The organism is Bacteroides sp. RTP21281st1_H5_RTP21281_210402, from assembly GCF_040918965.1.
In the GTDB taxonomy this organism is placed as follows: Bacteria; Bacteroidota; Bacteroidia; order Bacteroidales; family Bacteroidaceae; genus Bacteroides; species Bacteroides congonensis.
This window is the reverse complement of sequence record NZ_JBCOWR010000005.1, coordinates 1-22255: the sequence shown is the minus strand read 5'-3', so window position 1 is coordinate 22255 and position 22255 is coordinate 1. Positions and strand designations below refer to the sequence as shown.

Genomic DNA, 22255 nt, shown 5'->3' with positions numbered 1-22255 from the left:
GGACATTTTCTGATATCCCATATACATAAATCACTCCAACATATAAGACAAAAGAAAAGAGCAAGCGTCGTCCAACTCTTGCAAATGAAACTTCTGTTCTATAGCAATAGCACATTTCCTACAAAAATCATCAAGTAATCTTTTTGTCTGCTCATCGGTGACGACAATTTTAGCGGGATATACATTGGCAGAACACAGGATATTAGCAAATTCAGTCAACATATTTTCCGGTTTCTGTCCAAATTCCTCCGTTCCAGTTACAGGAAGTAGCATTTCACTATTTTCATCAACACACAACAGAATAGTAGGAAAATAAGGAACTTCATTTGTTTCCGATTGAACGGAAACGGGAAGATGGACGAGACGACATTGAAGTATATCCAATTTTCTTAAGCCTTTTACTTTACGCACCAGAACGTCATTGTCAAAAATCGGCATAGGATAAACGTCTTGGCAGAAAGCCGGCAACTTCGTTAAACTCCATTCGTAAGTCCCATCAGACTGTGGAACAAGATACGGCACTGTCTTTCCTCCCTCCAGAGTTGGATATTTACCTGACACATCAAAACCCAACTCTCCAAAACTATGGGTCTTCATCATCTTCGACACATCAAGCGAAGCTGATAAAGCCTCGGTTATCGCTTGCGCATCCTGTTCGCTTGTGATACCCCACGGCATTTTGTAAGGGCTATAGCGAACAAAATCAGGCCATCCATTGGAACGACGAATCTTCAACCCATGTGATTCAGCATAAGCCTTGATGATTTCTTTACTATGAGACATGATACCGCTGGCATTCGCAAAGTCACAATTGATGCAATTAAAAGTCACTATTACTTCATGGGCAGCCATAACATCCAAATCTCCCATCTCAATTGTTTTCAGATAAGTAGAAAAGCCGGAATCCCCGATATATAGGGCGAGAGCATTATGCTCGCCCGCATTACCCATAACACAGCAGTAACCTATCTCACCTGTAGAAAGACGAACCGCAAAAACATCAGAATCTGTGAGTTCCTTCCACAAATTCGTTTCTCTGTAGCGAAAAGCTACTGAAAGCATAGAGTCATTTAATATCATATTTTATCATTTTGTATTTTTCTATGAAGTTCATAATTCAACTTTTGTCATGCGATGGAAATTTCCTCCCAGTCTTCTACTGTCCGTGTGACGGATGAGAAGTTCACTCCGATACAAACCACCTTTCGCTTGTCTGCCAGATAAGGCTTGGCGTAGCCGGTCTTCTCTATTTGTTCCAAAGCTTCCTGTGCCGTTCCGTCCATTTTGAATTCAAAGATATAGACGTAATCTTCCATTTCCAGCGTACAGTCCACCCGTCCGTAACTTTGGCGGTCTTCACAATGGATAGCAGTGCAATATACACCTATCAGTCGAAGCAATAGATAAAAAGTGTATTGAAAATGCTTTTCTGTAATATCTATATCTTTCAACGAACCGTGTGAGTCATAGGGAATACTTGCCAAAAAAGAGGTGAGCGAACGGCGGAACGCATTTGTATCCCCCTGTTCAAGATCCATTACGGCATCTGTTATCCAACTCGTCACTTCCTTACTCTTCGGTTTCATATAGTTGGCTGCTAATACAGACAAGAATCCTTTTCGTACCTCATTATTCGGGAAGTCGAGCAGATAAGTTCCCATTCTTTTATTATATTCCTTGATAGTAAGGTATCCACTTTGAAAAATCATAGGTAGGGGTTGTTCTACATCTGCCTTATAATCCACAAACATGGTCGGATCGTAAAATTTTCCTGTTAATTCATTCATCTGTTCACGGCTGTGTTGTAGCAAACGCACCAGATAGGTCGGAGTACCGGTAGCAAACCAGTAGTCGCGGATTTCATTCATATCAAAAGTATTGAGTAAGCTGAACGGGTTATAAATGTCTGCCATATTCGTACTGAAATGATAGCCATCATACTGTCGTTTCAACCAATCCCTCATTTCTTCCACCGTACATTCATATTTAGTTGCCAACCGCGATATAGGTTCTTCGAAATATTTCTCCAATTCTTCCTGAGTAATTCCGCATAGTGATTCATAGCGTTCATCCATGCTAATGTCTTTTGGTTGGTTGAAACCGCTGAACACACTTACTTGCGAGAATTTCGTAACTCCCGTCAACAGTACGAATTTCAGATATTCGTCAGCTCCCTTAAAAGTGGAATAAAAAGATTTCAGAATTTCCCTGTGATGGTCTTCGAGCAGTAGTTTCTCTCCTACATGATTGCAGGTGTAAGTTCCGGTATCCAACACATCGAGAATAGGTTTATCATATTCATCAATCAATACAACGGCACGCTGTCCTGTCTGTTCATAGGCACGACGCAGTAATTCCTTGAATCGGTCACTTGTGGTAGTATAGTTCAGATTCTTACCATAGATATCTTCCCAATTGCCCAAATACCCTTCGATGGTTGCTTCGAGCACTCCCGGCTGGGTATATGGCCCACCGTTAAAGTCTATGCGGAAAATAGGATATTGTAACCAGTCTTTTTCAAGGTCGGCGATTGCCAATCCGTCAAAAAGCTCTTTCCGTCCTTGAAAATAACAAGCAAGTGTACTCACCAACAGGCTCTTCCCAAAACGACGGGGACGACTCAAGAAATAAATTGAACCCATTTGTACAAGATTGTAAACCAAGGCAGTCTTGTCTATGTACACGAAACCGTCTTTACGAATGCGGTCAAAGCTCTGTATTCCAATAGGGTATTTCATCTTTTTATCGGCTTTTTATAAATCAATAGACGAAGATACGCGAAAGCGGACATAAATGCAAACAAATTCGGATATTATCAAACGAATTTCGAACTACTACTCAACATTTAGTCCGAATACTGATAAACCTTCAAATCAAACTTAGGAACCATTGCCAGCAAATGGTCGAAGATGTCCGACTGGATGCGTTCGTATTCTTTCCACACTTTGTTTCGGGAGAAGAAGTAAACTTGAATAGGGACTCCATACATCGTGGCTTCTTTTTGGCTGATAATCAAGTCCAAATCCTGATTCACCACAGGCAGGCTGCATAGATAGCGTTCAATATATACTCTGTAAACTTGGGAATTAGTAGGTACTACGCCTTCTTCAGGCTGATAATCCGCCATTAAAGGAATTTCCTTCCGGTAGCGGTCAAGCATTTCGGGCGTACAGAATTGGAGTGTAGTCAAGTCCAGGGTTATATTCTTCATTACCCTTCGTCCTCCTGATTGCACCATTCCCCGCCAGTTCTGAAAAGGACTGCTGACCAAGGTATAAGGGGGAACAGTAGAAATCGTATTATCGAAATTCTGAATCTTGACTGTATTCAGAGTAATCTCCTGCACTGTGCCATTGGCAGCACCGGAAGGAAGCGTAATCCAGTCGCCCGGACGAACCATATCATTGGCGGAAAGCTGGATACCCGCCACAAATCCTAGTATGGAATCCTTGAATACCAGCATCAGGATGGCAGCCGAAGCACCTAATCCCGCAAACAAACTGGCTGGGGATTTATTCACGATAATGGCAATGATAATGATTCCGCCGATAAAAAACAGAAGAACCTGCAACACTTGAATGAACCCTTTCATCGGGCGGTTCTTCATCGACTCCTTCCCATCGTAGATATCCATTATCATCAATAGAATTCCATTAACAGCCAACAACAGAGAAAAAATGATATAAATGGCACAAGCCTTCTGGGAAATAAGCAACAAATCTTTACCACGAACAAAAGCTATCGGCAACAAATAATAGACAAGGAAAGCCGGAATCGTATGAATCAGGTTATGAAACACTTTACGTTTCATCAGCAACGTATTCCACTGATGTGGTTTCCGACGGGTGTACTGCCTCATCCCGCCTATGAGAATCGCCTGGCAGAGATAATTTAGACCGATGGCAATTGCTATCATCAGAATAGCAATAATAGTCTCATCAAAACGGTCGGCAACTGTCGGGTCTATCCCCCAATCTATCAGGATTTTGTTCATCCATTTTCCTAAATCTACTACGAGCATAACTTCTGTTTTTTTATTAATAACAGCAAAAGATTCATTTGGTTTAGAAAAAAAGACCGGCGGCTGATTCACAAGAAATCAAGACCGCCAGTCTTCACTGCTACTCTCTAAGCATATCTTTCAACGATGGCAACTCTATTAAGGAGCAACCGTCACTCCTATTTCATTCATTTCCACTTTTGCGGTTGTTGCCGTAGGTGTAGTAGCTTCCAACTTAATATAACGCGCCTGTACTTTCTGGCCGAAAGCGACGGTCTGCGGCAACGGGTTGTGCATGATATTGCTGAACTCGCCATTGGCAGAAACTTCCTTCCAGTCCTTTCCGTCCATGCTCACAAAGAATTTATAACGGAATGCCATTGTCGGTTTTGCTTCCGCTTTCGAAGGAGCATAAGTAAAGCTGGCTAATGTCACCGATTTGCCCAAGTCAATCGTCAATGGAGAATCAGCGACTTTTTTCCAGCCTGCACGAGGCAGATTATTCCAATCTTCACCCTGAACCACTTCCTGCAAAGGAGCTGCATAATAAGCAGCCACTTGGTTGATATGAGCAGTCAGACGACATTCGTCAATCTTTACCCGTAGCCGACTGGCTTTCACTGTCGGGAAACGTAGCATACGTTTATATCCGATTGTCGTACCCTTGCCTACTTCTTTCCAGCCATTATCAGTCAAAGCTTCTACAACGAAAGACTCCACTCTCTGTCCTTTTGTGATATCTTCCTGAAGCATCACTAAGTTAATTTCCGAGCCCGGTTTCAAAGAATAAACGGCTTCACTACCCAAAGTGGCATTCCAGTAGTTTCTTCCTTTCTTCACCCGATTGTCGGCAAATATCTGTTGACGGTAAGCTGCAAATTCTTTCAGACGGTTCACGTCCGCTTCATGAATCAAGCCTTTGCGGTCGGGCGGTATATTCAATAAAAGCACGGAGTTATATCCTACCGACTGGAAATAAATATCCGACAGATGTTTCAGGGACTTCACTTTCGCATCTTCTTCCGCATGATAGAACCATCCCGGACGGATAGACACATCCACTTCCGAAGGATACCAAAACAGTTCGGTAGCTTTCTCCAACATTTTGCGGCTTCCTAAATCTTCCGCTTTGCTGAATACACCCAGGCGTTTGTTATTTTCTGTCGAGCGGGCATAAATTCCCGGAGTCAGCACCGTTGCATTCCATTCCGTTTCGCGCCCCAGTCCTTTTTCGTTTCCTACCCAACGGACATCGTCACCCATAATCGCCATTACCGCTTTCGGTTGCAAACGTTGGATGGTTTTATAGAAAGCGTCCCAGTCATATACTTGTTTCTTTCCATTCGGCCCTTCCCCATTCGCTCCGTCGAACCAGACTTCGTGCACTTCACCATAATTGGTAAGCAGCTCCGTCAACTGGCGGATAAAAAACTCATTGTAACGGGGAGAGTCTCCATAACATTCCGCATTCCTGTCCCACGGTGAGAGATAAACACCAAACTTCATCCCATATTTATCACAAGCTTCCCGAAGTTCTTTCACAACATCTCCTTTTCCATTTTTCCAAGGAGAGGAAGCGACAGAATGCTTTGTAGTAGCTGTCGGCCAAAGACAAAAACCGTCGTGGTGTTTCGCTGTCAGAAGTACCATTTTAAAACCGGCTTCTTTAAGGCTGCGTACCCATTGTCCGGCATCCAGTTCCGAAGGGTTGAAAAGTGCGGGGTCTTCTTTTCCATCCCCCCATTCGCGTCCGGTAAAGGTATTGATACCGAAATGGAGAAAAGCCGTCAGTTCCATTTGCTGCCAGGCATATTGTTGAGGAGTGGGTACAAGGCGCGCAGCCATATCTACTTTCTGTTCGAGAGTGGCATTTTGAGGAAATTCAAGATGCTTCACATAATAGTTTTCTTTCTTTTGAGCCTGTACACTTAATGTTATGGCAGAGGATAATAAGAAGGCGGTCAGTAGTTTGTTCATGATATAATATTTAATTAATGCTGATAGCACAAAGATAACATAAAGATGTGAATTTCACTACTCCAACAGAATATTTCTGACAATATTCAAAGAAACCGTGAAACCCACACCCCAATTATATAATCTAATAACCTATCGTTTCTAAACTCATTTTATCGGATAAAGGGTAAATTCAAAGCCCTGTTTCTTCACTGGAACCAAATATTGCGGCAACACACCGGGACCGCAGGTAGCAGTTCCCACACCTGCCTGCTCTGCGTCGAGATGTACTGTGTACATTCCATCACGCTCCAGGTCATTGATATGCCGTGCTTTTTCCAATAATACATCCGAGAAAGGAATCATACTAAACTGGAAAGTACGGTTTGATTCAACAAAGATACCTTCACCGGAGTGATTCGTGAACTTCGCCCAACGTACATCAGTACGGTTGCCCGTAGACTGGGGAACGACATAATAGTGGAACATACGTTCGGGAGTTGTCCGGTACAGTCCGATTCTGCCGGATTGGTCACGGTCGGCATATGTTTCATTGTCGCCACGTCCCAAATAGGAAACTTGGTCGTAAGTGTCAGCTACGCGGAAGGTTAATCCCAAGCGAGCCATTGATTTCACGATTGCAGTATCCGGTTCAAAAGTAGTGTTCACTTTCAATGCACCGTTCTTGTCCAGTGCGTAGATAAAGTCAGCCGTACCAACTTTCTGTCCTTTCGCATTGAGAACTTCTACACGGGCAGTTGTCGAGTTCTTGCCTTCTTTCAGTGAAACGACTTTTTGGGTTATATTATCCAGCCCCGCTTTGCGCCACAGACGCGCGCCGTTCTTGTCACGGTTATCATTATCTGTAGCCGGACGGAAAAGGCTCAATGTCACTGGGGTAGAAAGCAGCTCTCTGCCATCCAGACTTAAAGAAGCCAAGGCTCCCGTTTGTTTATCAACGGTAAAGGTAGTCTCACCTGCTTTTTGAGGACGATGAGCCGTGGAGTTCTTATATCCAGGAAGTATAAACTGGTCATAAGCCACTTCCCAGTCTTTGGCTATCATCGGAGAATCTTCCTTACGCGTCCAACTAATATTCAGATAAGCTTCCCGCTCCTTCTTCGAAAGGAGCACATTGCCCAACTGTATGTCTATTGTGCCGTGTGGCTCACAATCCAATACATTTGTACCTTCTGCCAGTCTTTCTCCACTATCTGTCGTTACATTCCAATGGAATATATATTCATTCAGGTTGGAGAAATCGTACCAGTTTTTGATACGAAGTTTCATGTTCCGCCGGTCAAGCAACGTAGTCTTGATGTTCTGATAAACTTTCTTCACTTCAAGCAGATGCGGATGCGGCTCACGGTCGGCACCGACCAAGCCGTTACAGCAGAAGTTACCGAAACTCGGTATCCCTTCCGGCCCGTAGTCACCGCCATAAGTCCAGTACCATTTTCCGTTCTTGTCTATTTCGCGGAATGACTGGTCTACCCAGTCCCACACGCTACCACCTTGCGCCATCGGTTCGTTTTCGAAGACGTCCCAGTATTCTTTCAGTCCGCCGCAACTGTTGCCCATTGCATGCAGGTATTCACAAAGGATGAAAGGACGGTAAATGTCTTTCTTCGCTACATACGCCTTTATTTCATCCACACTGCGGTACATACGGCAGTAAATATCTGTATTGTAATTCAGTTCGGCACGTTCGTACTGTACGGGGCGGGTCTTTTCTACTGATTTCAACCAGTCGTAGGTACGTTCGAAGTTGATACCGTTTCCGGCTTCGTTTCCAAGCGACCAGATAACAATCGCCGGATGATTCTTGGAACGTTCGTACATACGGTGCGTACGATCCATGTGGGCTGTCAGCCAAGTGCTGTCTTTGGCAAGGGAAGCGGGGCCGTAACCCATGCCGTGAGATTCGATGTTTGCTTCGTCAATCATGTACAGCCCATAGCGGTCGCAAAGCTGATACCAGTAAGGATGGGTGGGATAATGCGAGTTTCGGACAAGGTTGATGTTATGCTGTTTCATCAGTTTGATGTCCAGTTCCATAAGTTCCTTGCTTACTGTACGTCCGAGTTGTGAGTGTTCGTGGCGGTTGGTTCCCTTTACCAGTACCGGAACGCCGTTGATGCAGAAACGTCCGTCCTTGATCTCCGAAGTGCGGAAACCGACTTCGCATCCGGTCAGTTCGGTGACGTTACCTTGGGCGTCTTTCAGTTCGAGTAGCAATGTATAAAGATTAGGATGTTCTGCGTTCCAAGCTTTCACGTTCGGAATCTTCTTTTCATCAAATGCGATAAAGTTGCTCAATCCACGGGATTTAATCTGAACAGCATCCTGCAAGACAGCTTTACCCGAATCGTCTTTCAATGTGTATGCAATGGAACTGGCGGTAGCGGAAGGGCCTTCCACAGTTACTTCCAATCCGAAGATACCATCCTTGTATTTTTCCTTATCTAAAGAAGCGTTCAGTTTATAGTCGGCAATGTACTGTTTGGGAGTACTATATAAGTAAACATCCCGTTCGATACCGCTCAAGCGCCACATATCCTGACATTCCAGATATGCGCCCGAACTCCAGCGGTACACTTCCAAAGCCACTACATTCTCTCCGTCGTTCAATACATCGGTAATATCCCATTCGGCATTTGTTTTCGAACCTTGATTGTATCCGAGCAGTTTCCCGTTCACCCATACATAATAGAAAGAGATTACACCTTCGCAGCAAAGTACTACACGACGGCCTTTCCAATCAGCAGGCACTTTGAATGTGCGACGATAGGAACCGACTTCATTCTCCGCATGAGGAACCAGCGGCGGATTCTTTTTGAAGTTGAACATTTTGTCGTCAAATTCATATGTCTCGTTGACATAGATAGCTGTGCCATAACCCTGACGTTCCCAGTTGCCGGGAACGTTGATGTCCGCCCAACCACCGGTATAATAGGAAGGCTGATAGAAGTTTTTCGGACGGTTATCGGGATTCTTCACCCAATGGAATTTCCACTTTCCGTTCAGGCTCATATAAAATGGAGACTGCTCGTATCCGCCCGTCTTTTCAATATCGGAAGCATCGGCGTAAGGCCATACGTAGGTATGAGGGGCAAGTTTGTTCAGTCCTACCGCATACTGGCTTTGCCATTCGGGCAACGGTTGCTTCTGCGCAGAGGCCAGAGTAGCAGTCAGTCCTGCCAATAGAAGTAAAAAAGTTTGTTTCTTAAAGCTAATATTCATAAGCATGTCATCATAATTAGTTTATATAAGATTGTTTTGCAAAAGCACTTAATTGTCGTTCTTAACAACTTGATTACTATTCTATAATCACCTCATCAAAATAAACCCTCGCTTCCTGACCGGGGCGGACGTGACTGTCGGGGCATATCCCCGCTCCTTTCGCCGTCACCCGGACATAACGGGCAGATACTCCGCCCATATCCATCGAGTAGTCATTCCTGAAAGTTCCTTCCTTATATATTTCTTCCAAAGAGAAATTCAGTTCCCCTACGGCACAGTATGTCTTGTTGTCATCTGAAACTTCCACACGAATCATTTTCGGTTTGTGCGCTCCCATTCCATAATTCGTAATGCAGCCAATGGCAAATTTATTCAATTTCTCCTTACCCAGCAAATCTATCGTGAAAGATATGGAATCATTCCGGTTCCAGTTACACCATTCAAAATCAGTATATTTCAGGCTCCCCCTCAATCCATTGACTAATAACATTTCGTTCTTCCTATTGCCAAGCAAGGGTTTTGCCGTAGCTTTGTTCCATGTAAGTTGCAGTTCCAAGGTTTCTCCCATTTGCTTGCCGTTCATAAAGGTAGCGGCTTTCACCATTTGCGTCTTCGTCACACGGATAGGACCGTCGTAACGATGAGAAGACATAGCCGGATCACTGCCGTTCAGTGTATAGTGAATTTCCACGTCCGGACGGAGACATTCCAGATTCACCTCCAAATGTCCGTCCACCGGTGTCACTGTCTGCTGTATGTTATACATTGAACGGGCATAGACAATTCCTTTTTCCGCAATATGCGCGTTGTATGCGTCCATCCGTTTCAAGAATCCGGACCAGTCTTTCGTACCTGCGGGCGTCCATGCCACTTCCGCCAAAGCTGCCAAACGGGGGAACAAGAGATAATCCACGTCTTCCGGCTTATTGCAGAACTCTGTCCACATACAAGCCTGTATGCCCATCAGCAACGATTCATATTCCGGTTTCCAGTCCTTCTGTACAGGTTCGTAATCAAAGACATCTTTCAGGGTATTGTTGCCGAAATAAGTGACCGGTTCAAACCATTGCGGTCCCTGATAACGGATCAGGTACATGATACGTGCAGGAGTCATGATAAAACGATGTCCTTTTTCGGCAGCTTTCAGAGCAGCCGTTCCCATGCCCTGCCAACCGAGGATAATGGACTCTTCGGGAAGAAAAGAACTGTTTGTCAACTCATCCCAGCCAATCACTTCACGACCTTTCTTACGCAGATAATCACTGATTCGCTTCATGAAGTACCCCTGCAAGTCTTCTTCATCCGCCAAATGCTGCTTTTTCATCCGTTTCTGGCAAAGCGGGCACTTCTCCCAGTTCGTCTTCCGGGCTTCATCTCCACCTACGTGAATATAGCGGGAAGGGAAAAGCGTCAGAATTTCGTCAAAAACATCTTGCAGGAAGGTAAATACGCTATCGTTTCCCGCACAATAGATTATCTCGGCATTACGTCCTCCCAGTCCGGGAAGTACACCGATAAAGTCTTTCACAACCGGACAGGCAAATTGGGGATAGGCGGCCAAAGCAGAGTTGCTGTGTGCCGGTACATCTATTTCCGGAATTACTTCAATCTGTCTGTCGGCGGCATAGGCCACAATTTCCCGGATCTCTTCCTGTGTGTAGAAACCGCCTATCGGAGTGGGTTCTCCCCGTTCCGGATTGCGACGTGAGTGGAAAGGTACATCGGTATGATCCACTCTCCACGCCCCTACTTCCGTCAAACGGGGATATTTCTTTATTTCAATCCGCCAGCCGTTATCGTCCGTCAGATGAAAATGAAGTTTGTTTATCTTCAGCATCGCCATGCAGTCGATGATTCGCAGAACGTTCTCTTTGGGGATAAAACAACGTACAGGATCCAACAGTAATCCGCGGAAACCGAAACGGGGTTCATCCTGAATGGTCATTGCAGGAACGTTCCAAGCGACATTCCGCATCGGTTGTTCCGATTCTATGGCGGCAGGAAGAAGTTGGCGGATAGATTGCAGGGCATAGAAAAATCCCTTTGTATCCGAAGCCTTAATGAGTATCTGTTCCGGTACAATCTCCAACAGATACGCTTCGGTTTTTAAAGAAGAATCGGTCACGAAACGGACTTGCCCTTCTTTGCTACCGACATTCAGTGCGGGGGTTATTCCGGCGGCACGGGTAAACAGGTCGATAAAATTGCGGACAATCACGGCTTGTTCCTGATTTTCCACCGCAAACACCGTTCGGGCAGAAAAGGTAAAGTTGCCACCACCCGGCACAATCTGTGTCGGGCGTGGAACTATCGAAATCAAAGGGGATGTTAAGTTATCTGCCTGTAGTAACGCTGTCAGTGGCGAAAGCAGTATGAGAATGATTAAGATGTATTTTTTCATGGTGTATGTACATTGGTATTATTCCTTGTCTCTCTCCGGTGAGAAGCGGACAGGGTCATTGTATTGCTCCTGAAGTTTCAGCATTTCTTCTTTCAGTTCTTTCACTACCGGTTCGTATTCAGGCTGCCCGTAGAGGTTGTGCATTTCCGACGGGTCTGCCTGCAGGTCGTAGAGTTCCCACCAGTTGATGTCATTATAGAAATGAATCAGTTTATAGCGGTCTGTACGTACACCGTAATGGCGTTTTACCATGTGTTCCGCAGGATATTCGTAGAAATGATAGTAGAGGGCTTTCCGCCAGTCTTCCGGCTGTTCGCCTTTCAACAAAGGGACAAGGGATACACCTTGAATATCGGAAGGTATTTCTGCTCCCGCCAGTTCGAGGAAAGTAGGCGCATAGTCGATGTTCTGTACCATTTCGGTGATGTCTCCCCTGCGGTCGAATCCTTTCGGTAGACGCATGATAAGCGGAGTGCGCATGGATTCTTCGTACATGAAGCGTTTGTCGAACCAACCGTGTTCGCCCATGTAGAATCCTTGGTCGGAAGTGTAGACAACGAGCGTGTTATCAAGTAATCCCTTCTCTTTCAGGTAGTCAAGTACACGGCCTACATTGTCGTCCAGTGATTTCACGGTCTTCATATAGTCGCGCATGTAACGCTGGAATTTCCAGTTGGCCAGTTCCTTGCCTTGCAGGTTCTGTTTATAGAAATCGTCTATTATCGGGGTGTAGAATTTGTCCCATGCGGCACGTTGCGCTTCGTCCATGCGACCGATATATTTCTCATATAAGGATTTCAGACGGGACTTTTTATCGGGACGAAGCATTTTGAGGTCATAAATCATGTCCATGTCCTTTACGATACTCATCTCTTGTGCGGCAGCGGCAGGACGTCCTTCGTAATCGTCAAAGAAATTGTCCGGAAGCGGGAAGGTTTTATCTTCGTACAAAGCCAGATTGCAAGTATCCGCCAGCCAGTTACGGTGAATTGCCTTGTGGTGAATCAAAAGGCAGAACGGTTTCTCCGGATTGCGTTTATTTTCTATCCAGTCGATAGCATCATCGGTGATAAGGTTCGTGATGTATCCATGTTTTTGGATAGTGTCATTGTCCTGTGTGATGAAATCCGGATTGTAGTAGTCGCCTTGTCCAGGGACAATCTGCCAGTAATCAAAACCGGAAGGCAAGCTCTCGAGATGCCATTTGCCCACCAGCGCTGTCTGATAACCAATTCTCTGCAACAGCTTCGGGAAAGTTTGTTGCGAACTGTCGAATACGCAGGTGGTATTATCATAGAATTTATTGGCACAGCTATGTTTTCCTGTTATCATGCAGGCGCGGCTGGGACCGCTTAAAGAATTCGCTACAAAACTCTGAGTAAAACGTACACCGTCGGCAGCAATGCGGTCGAGGTTCGGTGTTTCCATGTAGCGTGTGTCGTAACAGCTCATCATTTGAGCCGTGTGATCGTCTGTCATAATGTAGACGATATTCAAAGGTTTCTGCTCCGCAGGCTTTTGCTTGTTTGAACAGGAAGCAAGGGAAGCTACGGCAGCTACTCCTGCCAAAGGAAAGAATAAGTTTGATTGCAGTTTTTCCATAAAACAATTTTATATTAGATAGTAGCAGCAAAGATAAGGAACGGAAGGCAAAATCGGCTTCCACAAATTACCAATTAATTTCCAAAAATCTCCATTTCTGCATAACTCATTAAAAAATAAGCTGTATTCCGCCACAAAGATTTAAAAGAATGCCGGAAGTATAATGTATATATTAAAGACATAACTCCCGACATTCAATCATTTCAAATCCATAAATCAAATAAAGATACTCATTCAATCGCTTTGACAAAGTTCGTCAAACTAGGATCCCAAGTCGATTTATAAGTTTCGACTTTATCTGCCGGTACAAAGATCGATTCCAAGGCACCACAACCAACAAACCATTCGGAAGAATATTGTCCCGGTATAGTAGATGTTGTATTAATAGTCACACTTTTCAAAACACTACAATTCTTAAATGCAGCACCAAATATATTTGGATAGTTACCTTCGGGAAGAATAATATTTTCTATCGAAGTATTATAATCTGTTTCCGGAACACTAGGAGTACTCATATAAAATGCATTAGCAGGAAAAGCCGTAGCAAGGGACACGCCCGATAAATCAATATTCACTACACTCTTTGTTTCTTTCAGAGGCTTACAAATATTATCTCTGAGTGCCGGTGTAGTAATAGTTGAAGCTGTCGTCACTTTTACACTCACAGCTCCACTAGGTATTTCAATGAGCGCACCACTATATTCAATAGTAATCCACGTACTTCCCGGATCTGCTGCCGCCTTGAATGTAACCGTTTTCATCACGGTCTGAGTTTTTCCATCAGAAATTAAAAAAGTTACAACTGCATCTCCAGAATTTGGATATACAACCCTTAGCGCAGAATTATTAACTTCTATAATCCAATCAGCAGGAACTACATCTAACAATTTTATAATATAACCTTCCGGAAGATTCAGTTCATACGTTTGTTCTCCAGCAGTCTCCTTCTTATATTCATCCAACAAAAGCTTACTCAGATTCAGATATTTTGGTAAATCTACTGTTGTACCGCCATTCAATGCAATAGTTACTACATTATCTTTGTCACTTACTCCCGTTACAGGATGAGTTATAGGTCCGGGTACTGTCACCTCATTATCGCCAATAGTCAGTTTTGTAGAACCATCTGCATTTACTTCCACCTTGATATCATCTCCACCATTAACATACACAGTCTTACCAGCCACAGTCAAAGCTTCACCGTCTAAAGTCCAATGCCATTTGCCAGTACCTTCTTCCTGTGCCACACCAATAACATTTTCACCAGTACCGCTAACCTCATTATCGACATTATAATACAATGTAATAGGGGCTGCATGAAGGAAAGAGATTTTATATCCTTCTTTTCCATCTTTTGTCACCTTCTCTACATCTGTTATATAATCAGTAGCAGTAAGTATCCCTTGTAAAGAGTTTAATTGTTCAACAACTGTTTTCTGCCATTTCTCCAAAGCAGAAATTCTTTCCTCCTGGCCGTTTACCGCATCCCATAATTCGCCATCATCATAACTGCAACTACCTAATAAAGTGGCCGTAAATACTGCACATAAAATCGTTCTTAGTTTCATATTATTATCTAATTAAAAAGGTTTATTATTCTATTTATCAATAAAGGATTACATCACTTCTCCAAGGCATTCCATGATCTGAGTATGTGTCATCAATATAGAAACGTACCCAGTCTATCTCCATACGGGGAATTAATGCATTTGGATTGTTTTTTAACATATTTCTAGCTGTCAAATAACTCATTTCCATAGATGGATAATCGGGTTTAGCTTTATGTAAGAACATCATAGTTAAAATGTAATACAACCCTTCGCTATTCACTTGATCAGTAAACGGCCAACGTGCACCTTGACGTTCTGCATCCGCTTGCGTAAGTTCGATAGTTTGTTTTCCATTTACTCCCATACGAACTGTCTGATTATCCACCCATTCTACCCAATAAATATGGAAATCGCCAATTGTTCCAGCAATATCGGTTACAGCAACAGTAGGAGATATTTTACTTGTTCCGGTATTAGGTGTAACGTCTCCTAAATGAAAGGTTTGTTCCACACCTGTTCGATAAGATGGAGTAGGATGCTTGGTATTATTCTCCATTACATCTATTTCTCCAAAATCCGGCCATCCATTCCACTGACCATTACCACCAACTTGTTCGTTGCCTTGCAACCAAATTCCCGGTAACATACCACTATAATCAGCACCACGAATACGGGCGCGGGTTTCAATACGCATTCCCGGATAAATACGGACATTAGCCGCAGGCCAAGTAGGACTATTAGGATTACCTCTTTGAAATTTACAAGAATAAAAGGCAGAGGTTCCAAATTCAAAAGTATTACCTGTATTTGAAGATTTTGCTTTATCTTTTAATGAGATCATCCGCAAATACCCTTCATCTGTTACCCAAGAGAATTTTACATTATCCACAGCACCTTGAGTTTCTACCGCACCTGTATTCTGATCAGCAAGTCCAACCGGATGTACATCACTAGTATATTCTCCATCATTACTTACCTTTGACATTACACAACCGGAAATCTTATGGAACTCGTATGCGCGGAAGAATTTCCACTTACCTTCTGGAAGTACCTTACCACTATTCGGATGAGGGTCACCTTCTTTCATTACTATATAGTTAGTCTGTCCCCAAGTCTTAATAGCAGATTCATTTTTCGGAGAAACAAATAATTGGTCGGCATCCTCATATAGCCAGCGTTCATCCCTTACTTCACTACCCATATTCTTATGAATATCAATCTTCATTATAGTCAACTTCGTTGCCTGCAAAGGATAACGGCTCATGACAGGGACAGTGGCAAGATCTAATGTGAGTTCTTCATCTTCAGTGGTATTCACATCCTTCTTCATGGTAACCGGTTCACTTTCAATCGAATTCGCCCCGGCAGGAATAACCAGTTCTGAAGGCAGGTTCTCGTAACGTTCTTCTTCTCCGGCTTTAGGTATAATAGTAATAGTCAGGTCATCCTTCAATGTTGTATTGACAGAAGCTACCAATACAAAAGTCTGCCCTTCCTTTACCGTGTTATCAGCATTGTTTTTCAAGGATACTTTAGAGTAATGATAATCACTTACTGTTACAATCTGCAAAGCACCTGCCATTCTATATCCACGTGCAAAAGCTGAAATTTCAACGGAACGTTCCTTGTTGAGTCCTTCTTTCTTTACAGGTATCTGAACCTTTTTAGTTGATTCACCTTTATTTAAAGTTACTACTGAAGGAAAATCATCAAATACTAACTGATCCACCGCCCCTTTGTCCGTAGTAGCGCTCAGCCTGATATTCAGATCCTCGTTCATTGCTTTTCTCCCTTCTTCCGTACCTGTCACGTCAAAAGTAATTTCCAACACTTCTCCCATTACCAAATCTGTACTGTTCAGTGTCATTTTCAAAGGTACAGGTTCTGCCAACGGGCTTACATTATCATCGTCAGAACATCCCGACATACTCACTACTACTAGTAAGGGCAGCATCCACAAATATGTCCATTCCAAAATCTTTTTCATATACTATGTCTTTTATAGAGTCTGTTACATCTTATTATTTCCAACCCGGATTCTGCTTCATCTGCTTGTTCAATTCCAGTTCACTCGGTGGAATAGGTAGCAGATAATCTCTCTTAGGATTGAACTGGTAACCACCAGGTATCAATTCTTGCAGAGGATCCATCCATCCGTTACCATCTACCAGTACTTTTGCCAATGCTTCTTTTTTATCTTCAGCAAATGACTTGTACAGGATTCCATCATGTCCCAAATATGCTCCTCTGCCACGTTTGCCGACAATGACTTTATCGGCTGCCCAACGCATCAGGTCGTCCAAGCGATAGCCCTGCAAAGCCAATTCAACACGACGCTCACGACGGATTTCCTGCATTACGGGAGTCAGCGTATAACCATAGTCTGTAAAATTAGGATCTTTAACAGGCGTTACAAAAGTCACTCCGGCACGTTCACGTAAAGGCTTCAATGTCTTGCTCAATACTTTATCATCACACTTGCCCAATTCTTCGGCTGCTTCTGCATAGCTCAACAATGCATCGGCATAACGCATAATCACAAGTCCCGTCTCACAATCGCCCGAAACATAAGTAGTATCCACCCCTAAACGGATATGGTATCCTGTCACATTTTTAGCATTGCCATCACCAACGAGGAAAGGAGGATTAATCGCCTTATCGTCACTAGAAGCATCTCCTACTTCCATCGGACGAGAACCTTTAGCAGTAGACTTGAATTTGTATCCACTACTCATTATGGTTTCAGTAAGACGCAAATCTCTATTCTTGAAAGTCTCATTAAAATCTTTAAACTTACTATCATTCGGATCAACGGGCGTTCCATCTGCATACAAATAGGTATTCACCAATTCTCCTGCTATACCGGCAGGCCCATCCTGATCGACAACTCCCCCACCTAATAATCCGGGTAATGCATGAAAGACCCCGTCAGCTATCGAGTATTTTCTCCAAAACAATACTTCAGGAACATCTGAATAATCTTTCTGATTAAACAGGCGTCCATAGGCATCTCCCGGACTAATTATGCTACTACTCGTTTCTTTAGAATTTAATTTTATCCCCTGCTCAAAAAGCATATCTCCCCATCTCATTACTTCTCCAAAGAAATAGGCCGATTGATCGGTGGCAGCCGCGAATTCATCATTCTTGTGATATTTCTCCCATGAACCTTCGTATAGCGCAACTTGCATAGCAAGTAACATAGCTGCCTCTTTGCAAATACGCAACCCACTGTACTTACTTCTATCGAATAATAGCTTCTCTGCCCTATCCAAGTCTTCCAAAATAAACCTGGCTACTTCTCCACGATCTTTTTGTGGTATCTGCAAACCGGCTATTGTAGCATGCTCATCCCAAAAGCCATCCATTACAGGTATATTACCGAACTTTTTCAACTGAACGAAATGCCAATAAGCCCTCAAAAAATAAGCTTCACCTTTCAATGACTTCACTTCTTCAGTTTCCATGTTTTCGGGCACCAAATAATAGTGAAAGAAATAGTTTACATTACGCAAGTTCTTATAGCCAAGTTCCCAACTTTCACTACTGGAAAACAACGTTTCCTCGCCATTCAGCCGCTTATTGTAAATCTCGGAAAGGATATTGTCGCTGTTCTTTTCTTCTCCACGCACTCCCATGCCGAACTTTGCCAACGACGGAAGAGCTGTATAAAGACCATTGATGTATCCCCTTACCTGCGCTTCACCCGACAAGAACGATTCGTTGTTCGGAGCAGTCAACGGCTCACGGTCCAAGAAATCGGAACAAGAAGAAACGAATGTTCCAAAACCTGCCATCAATATTATATATAAATAAAATCGTTTCATACTTCTTTGTTATTTATTAAAAGGTGAAATCAAGACCAAATACAAAATTTCTGTTCATCGGATATACTTTACCGTTACCGTTTTCGTTAGCGGCGGAAGTTAGCCCCGGTGCAGTTGCATTACTACCACCAGCCCAAGTATTCACCTGATTCAGCGTTTCGGGATCAAAAGCTTTAGGCAACTTAGTAATAGTAAACAGATTGTCGCACGTGAAATATACTCTCAAATTTTCCAGTCGCATGGCTTTCAGAAGTTTCTTGTCGAATGTATAAGACACTGTCAGGTTTTTCATACGCATATAAGCAGCATTAACTAAATAACGGGTTGTATTATAACCGATATTTGTATTATAATCTACTGTCTTCGGATCTGTCAAACGAGGAAGATATCCATCCGGATTTGACGGGCTGAAATAATCAAGATGTTCTTTGAAGAAGTTCTTTCCACCAAAAAGATAAGTACTTCCGGCCAAAGCAAAATCACGTTTAGCTACTCCCTGGAACAAAGTAGAAACCGAGAACCCTTTATATCCCAAATTCAGATTAATACCAAACGAATATTTCGGAGTGGCATTACCGATTACCTTCAAATCACCATGATCCTCCAAGGTTCCTTTTCCGGGATCCACCTTACCGTCACGATTCGTATCCAAATATTTCAAATCACCTACCTGCCATAAATTATCATTCTTGAAGAAAGACAGATCTTTACTATTCAGATATGAATCAATCTCCTGATTTGTCATAAACAGGTCATCCGCCACAAATCCCCAAATTTCACCGATGTCCATTCCTTCGTAATAACCTTTGTTGCGTTCCAAACCTGTGTGGTTATTGTAAATAATACCTTCGGGGTTGTTGTACTTTGTAATAACAGCCTTGTAATTGAATAAATTAAATCCTATTCCATAACTGAAACCACATTTTAGTTTGTCCTGCCAGTTAACTGAAAGTTCCCAACCACGATTACGCAAAGTCGCATTATTAATTTTTGCACGGTCATCCGGAATAATACCACTGACAGCCGGAATAGCTTCTGCCGGACCGATCATATCCTTAGTTGTACGTTGGTAAACATCAAACGTTACAGACAAACGGTCTTTCAATAACATTAAATCCAAACCAAAGTTAGCAGTGTCTACTTTTTCCCATGTTATATATGGGCTAATCATTTTCGGAGTCAGCGAGATAGTACCTTTAGAAATCCCATCACCACCCGGCAGCAACCACGCATTCACATTATTCGGATCAAGAGTCATCATTCCCAAGTAATCATATAATCCGGCACCATTCTGATTTCCCAAACGTCCGTAAGAAACACGTACTTTCAACTGTGATACAGGCATATTCAAGTTCATAAAATAGTTAGTGCGGGCAATATCATAACCTGCAGAGAAAGAGGGGAAGAATCCCCAACGATGTCCCGGTGCGAAACGTGATGAACCGTCATAACGTCCACTAAGTTCCAGAAAATACGTATTCTGATAATTCCAGTTCATACGAGTATAGAACCCCATGGTAGCCCAGTGGGTACGCGCTTCTCCTGCATAAATGGTTCCGTCAGCATTGTCGAATGAGTATGTATCTTCACTCAACATTCCATCCTTATACATATATTCACTGGAGTTTTCCTGAAGTTCCATCTGATAACCTGCCATCACTTTGAAATCATGCTCACCCCATTGATTCATGTAGGTACTAGAGACACTTGGAGACAGGTAATAATTAAATGCACTTCCTCGTGTCAATGATCCGAAACGTGTGTTCTGCCATCTCATACCCGGATACTGATATCCCTGACGGTTTCCTGAAGTTTCTATTATCTGTCCGTTAGGCAATGCATGATGACTCTTTTTTAGTTTAAAACTATTATTTTCGACATCGAGACGAGCTTTCATCTCCCCCATAATATCCCATCCCTTCAGCGGAGTGATAATAGCGGAGAAAGACAATGCATCCGAAACACGATTCTGATTGTAGTTCGACTTATTCAGATAAAGCTGTTCATTCCAAGTTGGTGTCGAAAATTCAGCCTGTTCCACAGGTAAGTGAGTGACACGGGTCGGAGCCGTATTCGCAATCGTACCATAAAAAATTGTTTGATTGGCCATTGGACGATTGATGATATTCACTGTTGCGTTATTGTTGAAATGGAATTTTAACCAGTCAGTCGCTGTTATCGAAAACTTCGTATTGATATTATACTTTTTCAGATCATCCTGCACCTGATCCATCAAACCTTCCTGATAAGTATATCCCAAGCCTACATAGTAAGTGGCCTTTTCTCCACCACCCTGTACACTCAAGTTATGCGAATGACGGATAGCACGATCTTTGAAATAATAATCAAACCAATCCGTATTACCATACTGGACATTATCGGATGCCGCCCAACCATCACCCGCCTGATTCGGTCCGATACCGGGAAACTCTGCGGAATACGGGTTAGCCATAAATCCTTTAATCTTTTCAATAGTAGCATTGGAAATCTGAGCAGTACGTCCCATATTCACATCTCGTTGATTGCAGTAGTTCGCATATTCCAATGAATTCATCATTTGCGGCATATTGATAGGAGAACTGAAACCAACTGTTCCACGATAAGTGACGCGCGTCTTTTCTTTTCGTCCGCTTTTGGTAGTAACTAACACCACACCATAAGCAGCACGGGCACCATAAACTGCCGATGCGGAGGCATCTTTCAAAACACTGATTGTTTCAATATCGGCTGGATTCACATTTTGCATACTCTGTTCCACACCGTCTACCAATACATAAGGTTCACCACCATTGATAGAACCGACACCGCGAATATTGAACTTGATTTCAGCACCTGTTTCACCACCGACACCATCTGCTGCCGCATCTGACGCAAAGTTCAAACCAGCCACATTACCTTGCAACGCACTGGTCACGTCAGTTACCGGACGATTAACAATTGCATCAGATTTCACCGTAGCCACAGCAGCCGTAATTGTGTTACGCTTCTGTTTACCCATACCTACTACGACAACTTCATCAAGTACTTTTGAATCTTCTTTCAGAACAAAACGGTTACCTTCCAGTTTCGTAATTTTCACTTCAAGAGGAGTAAAACCCACATAAGAAATGGTCAATGTACTGCCGACTTTACCTTTTACAGAAAAATTTCCGTCAATGTCGGTTATTGCACCTTCTTGTCCTCCCTTTACCATAACAGTAGCACCGATAACGGTTTCCCCCTTATCGTCCACTACTTGTCCTTTAATCATCTGTTGCTGTGCAAATGCTCCTGAAGGAAATAATAAGAGGAGCAGAAGAAGAACAACAAAGCAGCTCTGTTTTTTCATAAGCTTCTTTTCTTTCATAATATTACATTTAATAATAAAGATTTTATTTATTAGCTAACAAAAATAAATCTCAAAACATTCTAAGTCTGAAAAAGTATATCAGGCTTCCCCACTAAATAACTCTTTCGGCTACAAAAATAGGAATGGTACAAAAATAGAATGTTCCAAAATCGCTAATTTATATCCAAATTTGTCTAAAATCGTCCATTTCATCGGCTAATACAAAGATAACAGACATCTTTGAACATCTTTCGAATCAAAAAAAGAAAACGAGGTTGTGTCAAAACGTTGGCGCAACCTCTTTTATATTTTACAGTTCTGCTATATTTTCTTTTGGCTATGCTGCTT

The 22255-nt window shown here is 42.9% G+C and carries 11 protein-coding genes; all 11 read right to left on the bottom strand.

The window, feature by feature from the left end; genetic code table 11:
- Positions 1–30: 30 nt before the first annotated feature.
- On the bottom strand, positions 31–1080 hold the full coding sequence (locus tag AB5443_RS08920) for a hypothetical protein (RefSeq protein WP_368114515.1): 1050 nt from the start codon (positions 1078–1080) through the stop codon (positions 31–33).
- A 47-nt stretch (positions 1081–1127) separates the two neighbouring features.
- Positions 1128–2738 (bottom strand): ATP-binding protein, encoded by a 1611-nt coding sequence (locus AB5443_RS08915; protein ID WP_044653839.1) that lies wholly within the window; start codon positions 2736–2738, stop codon positions 1128–1130.
- A gap of 107 nt (positions 2739–2845) precedes the next feature.
- Positions 2846–4021, bottom strand: a complete 1176-nt coding sequence (locus AB5443_RS08910; RefSeq protein WP_044653838.1) for a mechanosensitive ion channel family protein — start codon at positions 4019–4021, stop codon at positions 2846–2848.
- 138 nt (positions 4022–4159) lie between these two features.
- Entirely contained in the window at positions 4160–5977 is a 1818-nt protein-coding gene (locus tag AB5443_RS08905; RefSeq protein ID WP_368114516.1) for an alpha-L-fucosidase, read from the bottom strand.
- Positions 5978–6124: 147 nt separating this feature from the next.
- On the bottom strand, positions 6125–9205 hold the full coding sequence (locus AB5443_RS08900; protein WP_368114517.1) for a glycoside hydrolase family 2 TIM barrel-domain containing protein: 3081 nt from the start codon (positions 9203–9205) through the stop codon (positions 6125–6127).
- Between the two features lie 70 nt (positions 9206–9275).
- Positions 9276–11600 (bottom strand): family 20 glycosylhydrolase, encoded by a 2325-nt coding sequence (locus AB5443_RS08895; protein ID WP_368114518.1) that lies wholly within the window; start codon positions 11598–11600, stop codon positions 9276–9278.
- An 18-nt stretch (positions 11601–11618) separates the two neighbouring features.
- The gene (locus AB5443_RS08890; RefSeq protein ID WP_368114519.1) at positions 11619–13202 is read right to left on the bottom strand and encodes a sulfatase; all 1584 of its coding nucleotides are present in this window, start codon (positions 13200–13202) and stop codon (positions 11619–11621) included.
- 230 nt (positions 13203–13432) lie between these two features.
- Entirely contained in the window at positions 13433–14770 is a 1338-nt protein-coding gene (locus AB5443_RS08885) for a PL29 family lyase N-terminal domain-containing protein (RefSeq protein WP_368114520.1), read from the bottom strand.
- A 37-nt stretch (positions 14771–14807) separates the two neighbouring features.
- On the bottom strand, positions 14808–16739 hold the full coding sequence (locus AB5443_RS08880) for a DUF5006 domain-containing protein (RefSeq protein WP_277135514.1): 1932 nt from the start codon (positions 16737–16739) through the stop codon (positions 14808–14810).
- Between the two features lie 34 nt (positions 16740–16773).
- Positions 16774–18579 (bottom strand): RagB/SusD family nutrient uptake outer membrane protein, encoded by a 1806-nt coding sequence (locus tag AB5443_RS08875; protein ID WP_022136749.1) that lies wholly within the window; start codon positions 18577–18579, stop codon positions 16774–16776.
- A gap of 16 nt (positions 18580–18595) precedes the next feature.
- Positions 18596–21925 carry a TonB-dependent receptor gene (locus tag AB5443_RS08870; protein WP_022136748.1) on the bottom strand — a complete coding sequence of 1110 codons (3330 nt, stop codon included), beginning with the start codon at positions 21923–21925 and terminating at the stop codon, positions 18596–18598.
- Positions 21926–22255 lie beyond the last annotated feature (330 nt).